We start from the raw sequence: 13,302 nt of genomic DNA, 5'->3' as shown, positions 1-13,302 counted from the left end.
GAGGCCCGCCTCCCCTTTTTTCCCTGATGCCCGATCCGCGTAAAAACGAATCGGGCATCATTCATAACGGTTGACCACGGCGCGACCATGGGCCACAAGTCCGCCTTTCACCACCATCACGGGAACAAGAGATGAGCACTACCTACGCAATCGTCGGGGCCGGACTGGCCGGATGCGAAGCCGCATGGCAGCTGGCCCAGGCCGGATGCGACGTTGTCCTTTACGAGATGAAGCCCCAGCGCTTCTCCCCCGCCCATCAGAGCGAGGGCCTGGCCGAACTGGTCTGCTCCAACTCCTTTCGCTCGGCGGAGCCTGAAACCGGCATCGGCCTTTTGAAACTTGAAATGGCGGAGCTTGGCAGCCTGGTCATGGATGTGGCCAAAGGGGTTGAAGTGCCCGCCGGAAAGGCGCTGGCCGTGGACAGGGAGCTCTTCTCCCGTGAAATGACCAGACGCATCGAAGCGCACCCGCGCATCACCCTTATGCGCCGCGAAATCACCAGCCTGGCCGAACTTGACGGGCAGGGGTACGCCGCCCTGATCGTCACCGCCGGTCCCCTGGCCAGCGACGCCCTGTCCTCGGACCTGGCACGCATCGTCGGACAGGATTCACTGGCCTTTTACGACGCCATCGCGCCCATAGTGTTCACGGAGTCGGTGGACATGAACGTGGCCTTCTGGGCCTCGCGCTACGCCCCCGAGGACAAGGATTACCTGAACTGCCCCATGAACGAGGAAGAATACCTGGCCTTCGTGCGTGCGCTGGTGGCCGGAGAAAAGGTCGCCCCGAGGGAGTTCGAAAAGGAGATTCACTTCGAGGGCTGCCTGCCCATCGAGGTCATGGCCGAACGCGGGGAAATGACCCTGGCTTTTGGCCCCCTGAAACCCGTGGGCCTCATAGATCCGCGCACCGGCGGGCAACCCCATGCAGTGGTGCAGCTGCGCGCCGAGAACCGGGAAAAGACGGCCATGAACATGGTCGGATTCCAGACCAAGCTCAAATACGGCGAACAAAAACGCATCTTCGCCACGATTCCCGGCCTCGCGCACGCCGAATTCCTGCGCATGGGCAGCATCCACCGCAACACCTACGTGCTGGCCCCGGAAGTCCTGACCCCCACCCTTGAACTGCGGGCCCGGCCGGGCACATATCTGGCCGGTCAGATCAGCGGCGTAGAGGGATATTTGGAGTCGGCCGCAACAGGCCTGTGGCTGGGACTTTTTCTGGCGGGCAAGCGGGATCTCCCCCCGGTGGAGACGGCCATGGGCGCGCTGCTCGGCCATCTGCGCACCCCGGCCAAACACTTCCAGCCTTCCAACGTCCACTTCGGCCTCATGCCCGCCCTGAACCGCAAGGCCCCAAAGAAAAAGCGCAAGGAGCTCTACGCGCAGCGTGCGCGGGACGTCTGGAAAAGGTGGATGGACGGAGAAGGAGAATAGGAAAAGATGCCTCCGGCGGGCAGGGGACACGTCCCCTGCACCCCTTTCAGGTGGATGAACACCCATGCCGTAGGGGCGAAAAATTTTTCGCCCCTACCCCCGCACAGGCGGAGAACCATGCCTTCGTTGCGTGAAACAGGACCGTTTCTAGACCTCCGGAACAGACAGCCCCAGCAGCATGCACAGCTCCACGTGCACGCCCCTGTTCGGCACGGCCATGACCTTGTTCTGGACCTCCCACCAATAAATGGACAGCCCCAGATGGCGTGAGCGGGTGATCAACTCCACCAGCGCGTGGGCCTGGCCCGGCAGGGACAGGGCCATCTCGGTGCCACGCTCCTCGATCAGGCGTTCCAGCAGTTTGCGGATGCCCGTGTTGACCGCGAACCAGGACGCAAGAGAATCCTGCATGCCACGCGGCAACTCCACTCCTTCAAAAAGCCAGTTCCAGACCAGCCCTGGAATCTGCATGGCCAAAAGCTCCTGGGACACGCTTTGCCCTTCCGCGAAACCGGACAGCAGTGGCGCCATTTCACGGGCGAGCAGGCAGGATTGCCGCAAAAGTTCCCGTTCATGCTCCCTGGCCAGGCGAAAGCCCACCTCGGCCTTGTGCCGGGAGTGCGCCGAAAATTCTTCCGGCCCTGACAGCACGGCCGTTTCCTCCTTGAGGGTCCGGGTCCAGAAGCAGCGCAGCCTGTGTCCCTGTCCCAGGGGTTCAAGCTCAAGCCGAACGCCCGGCCAGGCCATCTCGGGCCGGTCGCCTGCCGCCGGAAAACGGCGCGGATACGCGGCAAGCTCCTTTAAAGACGGCCTCCTGGGCGTGACCATTTTTTCCCACAGGACCGCTCCGTCCCATTCGTCACGCATGTTCGACTGGGCTTCGGCCAGCACGCGCACAAACCCGGCTTCCACATCCGGGCCGCCCGTGGCCGCGAGCAGGTCCAGGGCGCGCCTGGCGGAGGTCAGGCCATTGAGCGGCTCGATCCGGGCAATGTCATCAAAAAACCAGGCGCAGCTGGAAAAAGCGGCCAGGGCCAGCCGCTGCATGAGCAGCAACCGGCAGGCGTCGGTGCGCTGCGCCTGCTCAAGGCCGGGCAGGCATTGCCTCTCAAGAAACGCTTCCAAACCTTCGCTCCCGGCCAGAACCAGGCCGTACTCCCGCAGGGCCAGGCCGCTGTCGCGAAAAAATGCGCCACCCCGTTTGAAAAAATGCTCGTCAGCATAATATTTCAAATAATTGAGACAACGCCGCAACGGCCTGCGCCAATCCTGCACCCAATCCGGGTGGCTGCCGTCAGAGCACCCGCAGTGCGTTTTCCAGCGCTCCACTCCGTGCACGCAACTCCAGGAGGTGTTTTCATGGATCTGCACCTCGTCCATGGCCGGATGCGCCGCAAGGTAGGCGCCGTAGTTGGTCAGCCCGACTTCGTCGCGCCCCTCTCTGGCCTGCTGAATGACATAGGCCAGCGCCATTTCGCCGAATTTGAAATGATGCCCGTAAGACTCTCCATCCGTGGCGATGTTGCCGAGACCCTCGGAAAAGGAACCGGACAATCTGGTCCAGAAATTTTCTCCGCTGCCGAGCAGGCGCTCGAAGGCCACGGCCCTGGAGACGGCCCCGTCATAAAAAAACACGCTTATTGACTTGCCTTGTGGGAGCCTGACCAGATAGGGCCGCGTGGTGTCGAGGCTGTCTTCGGTCACGGGATGAAATGCCCCGTCTGCCCCGAGAATGGCCCGAGCCTGACGAGGAGCCAGGATGGTAAAGCGGATGCCGGCCTTGGCCAGGGCTTCAAGGGTCGGAAGATCCACGGCGGTCTCGGCCAGCCACATGCCCTCGGGCTCCCGGCCGAAGCGAGTCCGGAAATCCTGGACGGCCCAGGCTATTTCCAGGTCCTTGTCCAATTCCGTCGCCAAGGGCATGATGGAGTGATGGTACACTTGAGCCAGGGCATTGCCGTGTCCCAGACGCTCAAGGCTCTGCCTGTCCCCCTCCAGAATGCGCGTATAGGTCTCGGGAGCATGAAGCTCCATCCAGCGCAGCAGGGTGGGGCCGAAATTGAAGCTCATCCATGCATAGCAATTGACAAGCTCGGTGATCATGCCCGTGCCGTCGAGACGCCGCGCCCAGGCCAGGGGAGCATAGCTTTCCTTGGTGATCCGTGCGTTCCAGTCGTGTTCCGGGGCGGCGCCTTCTTCCGGCAGCACGTCTTCAAGCCAGGGGTCGAAACGGGGCGGCTGGTAAAAATGACCGTGTATGCAGATCGCTTTGGACATGGGAACTCCGTAAAATTCGAGTGATGAATATAGACCTTTAAACAAAACCAAGATGCCGTCAAAGCACAAAGACGAAGACGGCGGGGAGGACGCCTTGGGATTCATGTCAGCAAGCGTGGGAATCACGCGCTACCGCATTGTGGAGAATGATATCCCTTCGAGCCTCTGGCACGAAGTGGACGAGCGGCTCAAACGCAACGCCTTCCGCGACATCGACGCCAGTGCCGAGGAGCGCAGCTTCGGCTGGGTCTCCTTCGACAACATGCTCGATCCGGAGTTTGCCCTGTGCCCGCCAGAAAAAGGCCCATACCTGACCTTCACCCTGCGTCTGGACACGCGCCGCGTGCCGCCCGCGGTCATGAAAAAGCATTTCGCCGTGGCCGTGAACGAGGCCATGCGATCCATGCGCGATCAGGGCAAGAAATTTCTGACCAAAGAGCAGAAGACCGAGATCCGCGAGCAGGTCGAACTGCGCCTGCGCGCCCGGACCCTGCCCATCCCGGCCTGTTTCGACGTGGTCTGGGACACGACCAGGCAACTGGTCTACATCGCCTCAACCCAGTCCAAGCTGACTGAGCTCTTCGAGGAACTTTTCACGCACACCTTCGGCCTCAATCTGGAGCCGCTGACCCCTTATTTCCTGGCTCTCAGCACTCTTGGGGCCGAGCGTCAGGTCGAACTCGACGATTTTGAACCGACCGTTTTCGCCCAGGGAGGTGCATGATGGATCTTGAACGCGCGGAAACAGTGAGCCTCCTTCTGGGACAGGAGTTTCTGACCTGGCTGTGGTTTGCCAGTGAAACCAGCAACGGACTTTTCCGGACCAAGGAAGGCGAGGCCTTCTCGGTCACGGTGGAGCAGAAGGTCTCGGTTCAGGGCGGCGAGGGAGAGGCCAGGGAAACGGCAGTGTGCAGCGGGCCCATGGCCGAACTGCGCGAGGCACGCATGGGGCTTCGCAACGGAAAGAAGGTCAACAAGGCCAAGGTCCGCGTCGAGCGGGACGAGGTCAGCTGGCAGGTACTCCTGGACGCGGCCAACTTCACCCTGCAGGGCCTCAAAACTCCCAAGGTCGAGATGAAGCTGGAGGAAGGCGAAGACCCCGACGGACGCATCCTCGAAAAGATCTATCTGCTGGAAAAATGCATGGATTATCTGGATCTGGTCTACGCACGCTTCCTCGACCTGCGCTTCAGCCCGCGCTGGAAAGATGAAACGGAACACCTGCGCAGATGGCTGGAAGTGTAAGCCCTCCGCCCATGCGGTCCAGCTTGTCCATACCGTCCACCCAGACGCAAAACCGCCCCGGAACACCTGCGTGTCCCGGGGCGCGAAACCTCAACCATGGCCATAAAAATCAGTAGAGATAGCTCTGCAGGGCCTGATAGCTGTCCAGATCGGTGTCGTCGAAGCTGGCACCGACCTGATAGCAGTCCGAAGTCTGGAAAACCCTCTTGCCCTGACACTGGATGGTGATGGGCCGGTCTTCCCGCGGCAAGGCGAAAACGACATCAAAAGAGTCCAGCTCCTGGTCGGCCAGGTTGCAGCCGTCGCCGTTCTTGGGCACGACGAGGTTGATCCCGCCCAGGGACAGATTGGTTATCTTGCTGGCATGGAAATATTTTTGCGAGCCGATCTGACCGCTGATGATGGCCGGGATGGCCTTGTGCTGACGCGGGAATCTGCGCCGATCCTCCAGCAGGATTTCCTGTCCCGCCTGGGACTGAAGAAAATCCTGCAAGACGGCGTCGATAAAACCCGAAAGCGTGACCTTGTTCTTCTTGGCAAATTTTTTCAGCGATTTGCTGAAATCTTCCGTGGTCCTGAAACTTATCATCGTGTCTTTGGACATGTTTACTCCCTTCTCTGAGGCTATCCTGCGGGGCGAATGTAAGACAGTATAACAGAACCGTGCCGGAGGCATCAATATATCTTGATTTCAACAGGTTAATACAGAATGGGAAAAAACCAAGTCCCGGCACGCCTTTAATTATTGTCTGTTTTTTCCGGACTTTTCGCGTTCTTGTCAATAACTGTCTGACATTTGTCCGGTTTACATGGATGAAAGCATGGCCACCTGCCTGTTGCCAGCTTAGAGGGTATTGGCTATGTGCCATGTGCTTGGAACTCTCCCCACGAATGGGCATCGTGCCCCGGGGCCACCCCTTGCAGCAACACATTACGGAGGACGGATGATGCGAAAATGTTTGCCCTTGTTCCTGCTGGCCTTTTTGGCCCTGGGATCAACCTGCTTCGCCGAAGACATGAAAGTTGGATTTGTCTATGTGTCCCCGGTGGGCGACGCCGGATATTCCTATGCCCATGACCAGGGCCGTCTGGCTGTCGAAGCCATGGACGGAGTGACCACGTCGTTTGTCGAATCCGTCGCCGAAGGCCAGGATTCCGAACGTGTCATCATGAACATGGCCCGCAAGGGGTATGACGTCATCTTCGCCACCAGCTACGGCTACATGGACCCCATGCTCAAGGTGGCCAAGGATTTTCCCAAGGTCAAGTTCCTGCACTGCTCCGGCTACAAGAACGCTGAAAACATGGCCAACTATTTCGGGCGCATCTATCAGGCCCGTTACCTGACCGGCATGGTCGCGGGCGCCATGACCAAGTCCAACGTCCTGGGCTACGTGGCGGCCTTCCCCATCCCCGAAGTCATCCGCGGCATCAACGCCTTCACTCTCGGCGCCCAGGCCGTCAATCCCGACGTGCAGGTCCGCGTAGTCTGGACCAAGACCTGGTACGACCCGGCGACGGAAAAAGAGGCCGGCAAGTCCCTGCTCGACGTCGGCTGCGACGTCATCGCCCAGCATCAGGATTCCCCCGGCCCGCAGGAAGCCGCCCAGGAACGCGGCGTCTACTCCGTGGGCTACAACACCGACATGTCCGCCTTTGCGCCCAAGTCGCACCTGACTGCGGCCATCTGGAACTGGGGCCCGTTCTACACGGAAATGGTCCAGCAGATCAAGGACGGCACCTGGAAGAGCGACTTCTACTGGCACGGACTGGACAAGGGCATCGTCGACATCGCGCCTTTCGGCGAAATGGTACCGGCCGATGTGCAGAAAACCGTTCTCGACAAGAAGGCGGAAATCGCCTCCGGCGCCTATCAGGTCTTCAGCGGCCCCATCAAGGACCAGGCCGGCGTCGAAAAAGTCGCCGCCGGTAAGGTCATGGCCGATGGCGACCTGCTTGGATTCAACTGGTTCGTGCAGGGCGTTGTCGGCACCCTGGAATAAGGTCCCTCGATGCTTCAACTCAGCGCCGTACGACGACAGGAGCCCCTTGGGTGGGGCTCCTGTCTTGTTTTTCTGGCAGCCCTCGCCCTGGCCTTTGTCGTCAGCGGACTGCTCCTGGCCATGCAGGGCAAGCCGCCCGCAAGCGCCCTGTGGCTGCTTGTGCACAGCGCCTTCGGCTCCGGCTATGCCCTTGAGGACTGCCTGATCAAGGCCATTCCCATTTTTCTGTGTTCCCTTGGCGTAGGCCTGACTTTCCGCCTGCAAATCTGGAACATCGGCGCGGAGGGCCAGTTCGCCCTGGGAGCCGTGGGTGCGACCTGGGCCGCCCTGACCTTTCCCGGCTGGCCCTGGTACGCCCTGCTGCCGACCATGCTGATCTGCGCTTCGCTGACCGGCAGCCTGTGGGGGATCATTCCCGCCGTGCTGCGTCTCAAGCTCAGGACCAACGAGATCATCGTCACGTTGATGCTCAATTACGTCGGCATCCTGATTCTCGAATATCTCGTCTATGGCGCGTGGAAGGATCCGGGCAGTTTCGGCTTTCCCATGACCAGCGAATTCGTGCCTGCCGCCGTGGTCGCGCGCATCGGCGACACCCGCCTGAACTGGGGCCTGCTGCTCTGCCTGGCCGTCGGAGTGCTGATGACGGTTTTTCTGCGTTCCACCCGACTGGGCTTCGAGCTTCGGGCCTGCGGCGAAAACGTCCGCGCGGCCCGCTACGCCCGCATGCCCTACTCCCTGCTGGTGATTCTGGTCATGGGAGTGAGCGGAGCCCTGGCCGGTTGGGCCGGTTTTCTGGAAGCCTCGGCCACCCTCGGACGCCTGCAACCGAGCATCATGTCCGGTTACGGCTACACGGCCATTGTCGTGGCCTGGCTCGCCAACCTCAATCCCCTGATCATCGCCGTATCCTCCTTCCTCCTGGCCGGACTGCGCGTGGGCATGGAAAGCCTGCAGCTCGACCTCCAGATTCCGGCGGCCTTCGGCGCCATCATGGAAGGCTTCATCCTTCTGGCCGTACTGGCCGGAGGCTTCTTCTCGCGTTACCGTCTGCATCTGCGGAGGATCGGATGACCCCTGAAATTCTGCTCGCCCTGCTGGCGGCCACGGTTCAGGCCGGGACCCCGATCCTGTACGCCACCCTGGGCGAAATCCTCACCGAGAAAGGCGGCATCCTGAACCTCGGCGTGGAAGGCATGATGCTGGTCGGCGCCCTGGTCGGATTCCTCACGGCCCTGCACACGGGCTCACCCGTGCTGGCCTTCGTGGCCGGAGGATTGGCAGGAGCCAGCATGGCCGCGCTGCACGGCGTCGTCTGCATCTGGTTCATGGGCAACCAGGTCGTCTCCGGGCTGGCCCTGACCATTTTCGGAACGGGTCTGGCCGGATTTTTCGGCACGCCCTACATCGGCCGCACCGCCCCCGGCTTCGACAAATTCTCCCTGCCCGTTCTTGGCGATCTGCCCGGCCTGGGCACGATCTTCTTCCAGCAGGACGCCCTGGTCTATCTCTCCTACATCATTCCGCCGCTGCTGTGGGCCTTCTTCCGCTACACCCGCTGGGGCATGGCCATCCGCGCCGCCGGGGAGAGTCCCGCCGCGACACGAGCCGCCGGCCTGAACGTTCTGGCCTATCGCTGGGCGGCGCTGCTGGGAGGCGGGATGCTGGTCGGTTTCGGCGGAAGCTACCTGAGCCTTGCCTACACCCACCTGTGGACCAACGGCCTGACTTCCGGCCGGGGCTGGATCGCCGTCGCCCTGGTCATCTTCGCCTTCTGGCGCCCGAGCCGCGCCATGATCGGCGCCTACCTCTTCGGCGGAGTCATGGCTTTTCAGCTCCGCCTGCAGGCCATGGGCACGGCGTTGCCCTCGTCCATCCTGCTCATGCTGCCCTATGTGTTGACCATCGCGGCCCTGGCCTTTTCGTCATGGCGCAGCGATCGCACCCAAGCCCCGGCCGCTCTGGGCGTGAACATGGAACCTTCTGAATAGGATAACTTTATGACCGAAAACAGATATCAGCGCACCTACCCCATTTCCTGGGACCAGCTGCACCGTGACGCCAAGGCCCTCTCCTGGCGGCTCCTGGACAAGGATTTCTTCAACGGCATCATCGCCGTGACCCGTGGCGGCCTCGTGCCCGCCGCGATCATCGCCCGCGAACTGGACATTCGCCTGGTGGATACGATCTGCGTGTCCAGCTACGACTGGAAAAACCAGAAAGGCGAGGTCAAGCTTTTGAAAGGCATCGAGGGCAACGGCGAAGGCTGGCTCATCATCGATGACCTGGTCGACACCGGCCGCACGGCCAAGCTCATCCGCGAACTGCTGCCCAAGGCCCACTTCGCCTCCGTCTATGCCAAACCCGCTGGACGCCCACTGGTGGACACCTTCGTCACCGAGGTCAGCCAGGACACCTGGATCCTCTTTCCGTGGGACACGGAATCGCAGTTCGTGCAGCCCATCGCCGGGATGCGGCAGGGCTGAGGCGTGTCAGCTTCCACGGCCGCGGTCAGTCTGCGCGGCATCACCAAGGTCTTCGGCGCGGTCCGGGCCAACAACGACATCAGCCTGGACATCCACGCGGGCCGGATAAAAGCCCTGCTCGGCGAAAACGGGGCGGGCAAGAGCACGCTCATGTCCATCCTGGCCGGGCATTACCTGCCCGACAGCGGCCGGATCCTGATCGACGGTCACGAAAGCGCGCTGCGATCGACCAAGGACGCCATCAGGGCCGGGATCGGCATGGTTTATCAGCATTTCATGCTGGTGGAGGCCATGACCGTGGCCGAGAACGTCTTCCTGGGCCAGGAGCCGGGCTTCTTTCTCTCTCCCAGGGAAATGCGCGAGCAAGTCCGGACGTTGGCGCAAGGTTTTGGCCTGGATATCGACCCGGCCGCACGCGTTGCGGACCTGTCCATGGGCGAGAAGCAACGGGTTGAAATCCTGAAGCTCCTGCAACGCAAAAGCCGCATCCTCATCTTCGACGAACCCACGGCAGTGCTCACGCCCCAGGAGGCGCAGCAGCTCTTCACGGCCCTGCGCAGCATGGCGGCCCAGGGCAAGGCCATCGTCTACATCTCCCACAAGCTGGGCGAAGTCATGGCCCTGGCCGACGAGATCGCCATCCTGCGCCGGGGCGAAGTGGTGGACGAGCTTCCGGCTGGCGATGTGCATTCACCGGCCGACCTGGCCCGGCGCATGGTCGGCCGGGAAGTGCTGCTGGAAGTGCACCGCGAACCCATGGAGCTGCGCCAGAACGTGCTGCGCATGCAGGATGTCGGCACCGAAACCTTGTTGGACGTCTCCCTCAGCCTGAGACAGGGCGAAATCCTGGCCGTGGTCGGCGTGGCCGGCAATGGCCAGAAGGATCTGGTCGAAGTCGTGTGCGGCCTGAAAGAGCCCCGCAGTGGCGAGGTCAACGTGCTCGGCAAGAGCTGGCAGGCCTTCTTCTCCGAACCGGCCTGGCAGGGCGGCCTGAGCTACATCCCCGAAGACCGCATGGGCCTGGCCGTATGCCGGGGCATGGATCTGGTCGACAATTTCCTGCTGACCACACGTCAGGGCTACTGCTCTTCCGTCTGGTTGCAGCGCGACAAGGCCAAGGCGGTGGCCGAGGATCTGGTCCGTCAATTCAAGGTCTCCCCACCCGATGTGCACTGCCAGGCCAGGCAGCTTTCGGGCGGCAATCTGCAGAAGATGGTCCTGGCGCGGGAATTTCATCGCAGACCACGCCTCATCGTCGCGGAGCAGCCCACCCAGGGCCTTGACGTCTCGGCCATCGAGGAAGTCTGGACCACTCTGCTCGCGGCCCGCGAAGAGGCCGGGATACTGCTCGTCACCGGGGATCTGTCCGAGGCCCTGGCTCTGGCTGATCGCGTCGCGGTCATGTATGGAGGGGCCATCGTGGACACCTTCCCCGCGGATGACCGGCAGCGCGTTGACCGCATCGGACAGATGATGGCAGGCATGAAGCCCGACGATGATGACTGAAAGCCCCGAGCCCCACGGACAGCTCAAGGTGACCGCCGCCGGCAGGTCCTGGACCCTGGAACGCCCGGCGGACCTTGAATCCCTCTGGCAATCCATGGACGAGGACGACCCTAAGGCCGAAGAGCACATCCCCTACTGGGTGGAACTCTGGCCCGCCACCCTGGCCCTTTGCGGCTGGCTGGCCCGGCAGGAGCTGGCCGGACACAGATGCCTGGATCTGGGCTGTGGCCTTGGTTTGTCCGCCCTTGTGGCCGCAAACCTCGGCGCACGCGTCGTCGGGATGGATTACGAGCACGGCGCCCTGCACTTCGCGGCCCGAAACGCCCGCATCAATTCCGTCCCTTCGCCTCTTTGGGTGCGCATGGACTGGAACAAACCGGGCCTTGCGCCGGCAAGCTTCGACCGTATCTGGGGCGGCGACATTTTTTACGAGCAGCGGTTTTTCGAACCCTTGGAAAGTCTTTTGCTGTGCAGCCTGGCTCCGGGCGGCAAGGTCTGGTTCGGCGATCCCGAACGGACCGTGTCGAGCACGGTGTGGTCCAGGTTTTCCCGCCGGGGCTGGCGGGTCAGGAATCAGAGCCGGGAAGTGGTCCCCTTTGACCAGGCTCGCATGACGGTCAACGTGTGGGAACTCTCCCGCCCTTTAGTGATGTAAGGAGGAATGATGGGTCAGACTATTCGTTTTGGAGTGTCGCTCGACTCCGATCTGCTGGAAAAATTCGACGCGCTGTGCGAGGAACGCTGCTATCAGACGCGCTCCGAGGCCATCCGCGACCTTATCCGAGGCACCCTGGTGCAGAAGGAATGGGAAGACCTGAACAAGGAGATGGTCGGCACCCTGACCCTGGTTTATGACCACCATCACTCCGATCTGGCGCAGAAGATGACCGAAATCCAGCATTCATCGCTGGACGTCATCGTCACGTCCCTGCATATCCATCTCGACCATCACAACTGCATGGAAGTGCTCATTCTGCGGGGCCCGGGGCAGGAGATCAAGGCCACCGCCGAACGGCTCATCTCCACCAAGGGCGTGAAGCACGGCAAACTCAATCTGGCCACCACCGGCCAGGACCTGACCTGATGCGCGACGTACAGAGCGGCCCGGCGGATGTGGCCCTGCGCATCGACCGTGTGGGGGTCAAAAACCTGTCCATCCCCCTGACCGTGCGCGACCGGGCCAAGGGACGCCTGCACACCGTGGCGCGGGTGGATTTGAGCGTGGACCTGCCTGCCGAATTCAAGGGCACGCACATGAGCAGGTTCCTGGAAGCCCTGCGTGACATGGACAAGACCCTGGACGCGGACAGCTGCAAGAATCTGCTCCTCGACCTGCGCGACCGGCTGCACGCCCAAAGCTCGCACCTGTGCTTTCTTTTCACCTACTTCATGGAACAGCGCGCTCCGGTCACGGGCAGCCCCGCGCTCATGGATTATTCATGCTTTCTGCGCGGTGTGCTTCGCGACGGCGAGGTCAGCCTGATGCTGGGCGTGGAGGTGCCGGTCATGACCGTGTGCCCGTGCTCCAAGGCGATCTCCCGCGAAGGCGCCCACAGCCAGCGGGCCATGGTCCGCATCGAGGCGCAGTGCCTGGGCATGCTCTGGCTTGAGGATCTCATCGCCATCGCGCAGGAATCCGGATCTTCCCCTGTCTACGCCCTTTTGAAGCGCGAGGACGAGAAATACGTGACCGAAACGGCCTTCGCCGCCCCGACCTTCGTGGAGGATGTGGTTCGCGGCGCGGCGGCTCGGCTGGCCGCACATCCCAAGGTAAACGGATTCAGGGTCGAGGTGGAATCGTTTGAATCCATCCACAACCACAGCGCCTACGCCTGCATCGACCAGATGGACGAAGACGCCGACGCAGGCCACGCAGGCCTTGACGGAAGTCCCGCCCGCGTTAGATAAATTGATTGGAGGTGCGTCATGATGGAAAATGTTCAGGCCATGCAGGCCATCAGTTTTTCCCAGCAGGTCGCGGCCGACAACGTGGCCAACATGAACACGAACGGCTTTCGTTCCAGCCGGGTCGAATTCGAGACCGGCCCGAATGGCCAGGGCGTTCAGGTTCAGGATGTCTATGAAAACACCGCCGCCGGGCCACTGGTGCCGGGCGGGGAGTACGTCGAGACCGACGAGGGGCTGCGCTACGAAGAAATGCTGGTCGAAGGATCAAACACCGACCTGGCCACGGAAATGGTGCAGATGATCGAAAACGAACACGCCTTCGCCGCCAACGCGGCCGCCCTGCACACCCAGCTGGACATGACCGGCGTGATCATCAACATGATGGTCTGATTTTTTTTGGCATACAAGACAGTAAGGCCGCTTTCCGTAAAGGAGAGC

At 61.8% G+C, this 13,302-nt stretch carries 14 protein-coding genes; 12 read left to right on the top strand and 2 right to left on the bottom strand.

All coding sequences use genetic code 11. The features are described from left to right. The first annotated feature begins 131 nt into the window (after positions 1-131). Positions 132-1,439, top strand: a complete 1,308-nt coding sequence (gene trmFO, locus BMZ24_RS05415) for a methylenetetrahydrofolate--tRNA-(uracil(54)-C(5))-methyltransferase (FADH(2)-oxidizing) TrmFO (RefSeq protein ID WP_092190064.1) — start codon at positions 132-134, stop codon at positions 1,437-1,439. Positions 1,440-1,586: 147 nt separating this feature from the next. Here the strand turns inward: trmFO and BMZ24_RS05410 are convergent, their stop codons facing one another. Next, a complete protein-coding gene (locus BMZ24_RS05410; RefSeq protein ID WP_092190062.1) occupies positions 1,587-3,716 on the bottom strand; it encodes a DUF3536 domain-containing protein in 2,130 nt (709 codons plus the stop codon). 94 nt (positions 3,717-3,810) lie between these two features. On the opposite strand from BMZ24_RS05410, the gene rdgC reads away from it, so the two are divergent. Continuing rightward, on the top strand, positions 3,811-4,440 hold the full coding sequence (gene rdgC, locus BMZ24_RS05405) for a recombination-associated protein RdgC (protein WP_092190240.1): 630 nt from the start codon (positions 3,811-3,813) through the stop codon (positions 4,438-4,440). Then, on the top strand, positions 4,440-4,961 hold the full coding sequence (locus BMZ24_RS05400; protein WP_092190060.1) for a hypothetical protein: 522 nt from the start codon (positions 4,440-4,442) through the stop codon (positions 4,959-4,961). The genes rdgC and BMZ24_RS05400 overlap by 1 nt, the downstream gene beginning before the upstream one ends. A 109-nt stretch (positions 4,962-5,070) precedes the next feature. Here BMZ24_RS05400 and BMZ24_RS05395 read toward each other — a convergent pair whose 3' ends face one another. After that, positions 5,071-5,565, bottom strand: coding sequence for a PilZ domain-containing protein (locus BMZ24_RS05395; protein WP_161949042.1), 495 nt, complete (start codon positions 5,563-5,565; stop codon positions 5,071-5,073). A gap of 343 nt (positions 5,566-5,908) precedes the next feature. Here BMZ24_RS05395 and BMZ24_RS05390 point away from each other — a divergent pair, with 343 nt between their 5' ends. The 9 genes from BMZ24_RS05390 to BMZ24_RS05350 are packed head-to-tail and all read left to right on the top strand — an operon-like array spanning position 5,909 to position 13,254. Further along, positions 5,909-6,964 carry a BMP family ABC transporter substrate-binding protein gene (locus BMZ24_RS05390; protein WP_092190238.1) on the top strand — a complete coding sequence of 352 codons (1,056 nt, stop codon included), beginning with the start codon at positions 5,909-5,911 and terminating at the stop codon, positions 6,962-6,964. Between the two features lie 9 nt (positions 6,965-6,973). Then, positions 6,974-8,038, top strand: a complete 1,065-nt coding sequence (locus BMZ24_RS05385) for an ABC transporter permease (protein WP_092190056.1) — start codon at positions 6,974-6,976, stop codon at positions 8,036-8,038. Further along, complete coding sequence (locus tag BMZ24_RS05380) at positions 8,035-8,955, top strand: ABC transporter permease (RefSeq protein ID WP_092190054.1); 921 nt, start codon at positions 8,035-8,037, stop codon at positions 8,953-8,955. Before BMZ24_RS05385 ends, BMZ24_RS05380 begins: the two co-directional genes overlap by 4 nt. A gap of 9 nt (positions 8,956-8,964) precedes the next feature. Then, positions 8,965-9,450 carry a xanthine phosphoribosyltransferase gene (gpt, locus tag BMZ24_RS05375; RefSeq protein ID WP_015775398.1) on the top strand — a complete coding sequence of 162 codons (486 nt, stop codon included), beginning with the start codon at positions 8,965-8,967 and terminating at the stop codon, positions 9,448-9,450. A 3-nt stretch (positions 9,451-9,453) separates the two neighbouring features. Beyond that, the gene (locus tag BMZ24_RS05370; RefSeq protein ID WP_092190052.1) at positions 9,454-10,956 is read left to right on the top strand and encodes an ABC transporter ATP-binding protein; all 1,503 of its coding nucleotides are present in this window, start codon (positions 9,454-9,456) and stop codon (positions 10,954-10,956) included. Next, positions 10,946-11,611, top strand: a complete 666-nt coding sequence (locus BMZ24_RS05365; protein ID WP_244150285.1) for a class I SAM-dependent methyltransferase — start codon at positions 10,946-10,948, stop codon at positions 11,609-11,611. Before BMZ24_RS05370 ends, BMZ24_RS05365 begins: the two co-directional genes overlap by 11 nt. A gap of 9 nt (positions 11,612-11,620) precedes the next feature. Further along, the gene (gene nikR / locus BMZ24_RS05360) at positions 11,621-12,040 is read left to right on the top strand and encodes a nickel-responsive transcriptional regulator NikR (RefSeq protein WP_092190050.1); all 420 of its coding nucleotides are present in this window, start codon (positions 11,621-11,623) and stop codon (positions 12,038-12,040) included. Beyond that, positions 12,040-12,864 carry a GTP cyclohydrolase FolE2 gene (gene folE2, locus BMZ24_RS05355; protein WP_092190048.1) on the top strand — a complete coding sequence of 275 codons (825 nt, stop codon included), beginning with the start codon at positions 12,040-12,042 and terminating at the stop codon, positions 12,862-12,864. The genes nikR and folE2 overlap by 1 nt, the downstream gene beginning before the upstream one ends. A gap of 18 nt (positions 12,865-12,882) precedes the next feature. Further along, complete coding sequence (locus BMZ24_RS05350; RefSeq protein WP_092190046.1) at positions 12,883-13,254, top strand: flagellar basal body rod C-terminal domain-containing protein; 372 nt, start codon at positions 12,883-12,885, stop codon at positions 13,252-13,254. Positions 13,255-13,302: the final 48 nt, after the last annotated feature.

This window comes from Desulfomicrobium norvegicum (genome assembly GCF_900114595.1).
Classification (GTDB): Bacteria; Desulfobacterota; Desulfovibrionia; order Desulfovibrionales; family Desulfomicrobiaceae; genus Desulfomicrobium; species Desulfomicrobium macestii.
This window is presented reverse-complemented; position numbering and strand designations above follow the sequence as displayed.

Coding starts and splice junctions, on each gene's coding strand:
- trmFO (WP_092190064.1), top strand. CDS start 132: ATGAGCACTACCTACGCAATCGTCGGGGCCGGACTGGCCGGATGCGAA.
- BMZ24_RS05410 (WP_092190062.1), bottom strand. CDS start 3,716: ATGTCCAAAGCGATCTGCATACACGGTCATTTTTACCAGCCGCCCCGT.
- BMZ24_RS05400 (WP_092190060.1), top strand. CDS start 4,440: ATGGATCTTGAACGCGCGGAAACAGTGAGCCTCCTTCTGGGACAGGAG.
- BMZ24_RS05395 (WP_161949042.1), bottom strand. CDS start 5,565: ATGTCCAAAGACACGATGATAAGTTTCAGGACCACGGAAGATTTCAGC.
- BMZ24_RS05390 (WP_092190238.1), top strand. CDS start 5,909: ATGCGAAAATGTTTGCCCTTGTTCCTGCTGGCCTTTTTGGCCCTGGGA.
- BMZ24_RS05385 (WP_092190056.1), top strand. CDS start 6,974: ATGCTTCAACTCAGCGCCGTACGACGACAGGAGCCCCTTGGGTGGGGC.
- BMZ24_RS05380 (WP_092190054.1), top strand. CDS start 8,035: ATGACCCCTGAAATTCTGCTCGCCCTGCTGGCGGCCACGGTTCAGGCC.
- gpt (WP_015775398.1), top strand. CDS start 8,965: ATGACCGAAAACAGATATCAGCGCACCTACCCCATTTCCTGGGACCAG.
- BMZ24_RS05365 (WP_244150285.1), top strand. CDS start 10,946: ATGATGACTGAAAGCCCCGAGCCCCACGGACAGCTCAAGGTGACCGCC.
- nikR (WP_092190050.1), top strand. CDS start 11,621: ATGGGTCAGACTATTCGTTTTGGAGTGTCGCTCGACTCCGATCTGCTG.
- folE2 (WP_092190048.1), top strand. CDS start 12,040: ATGCGCGACGTACAGAGCGGCCCGGCGGATGTGGCCCTGCGCATCGAC.
- BMZ24_RS05350 (WP_092190046.1), top strand. CDS start 12,883: ATGATGGAAAATGTTCAGGCCATGCAGGCCATCAGTTTTTCCCAGCAG.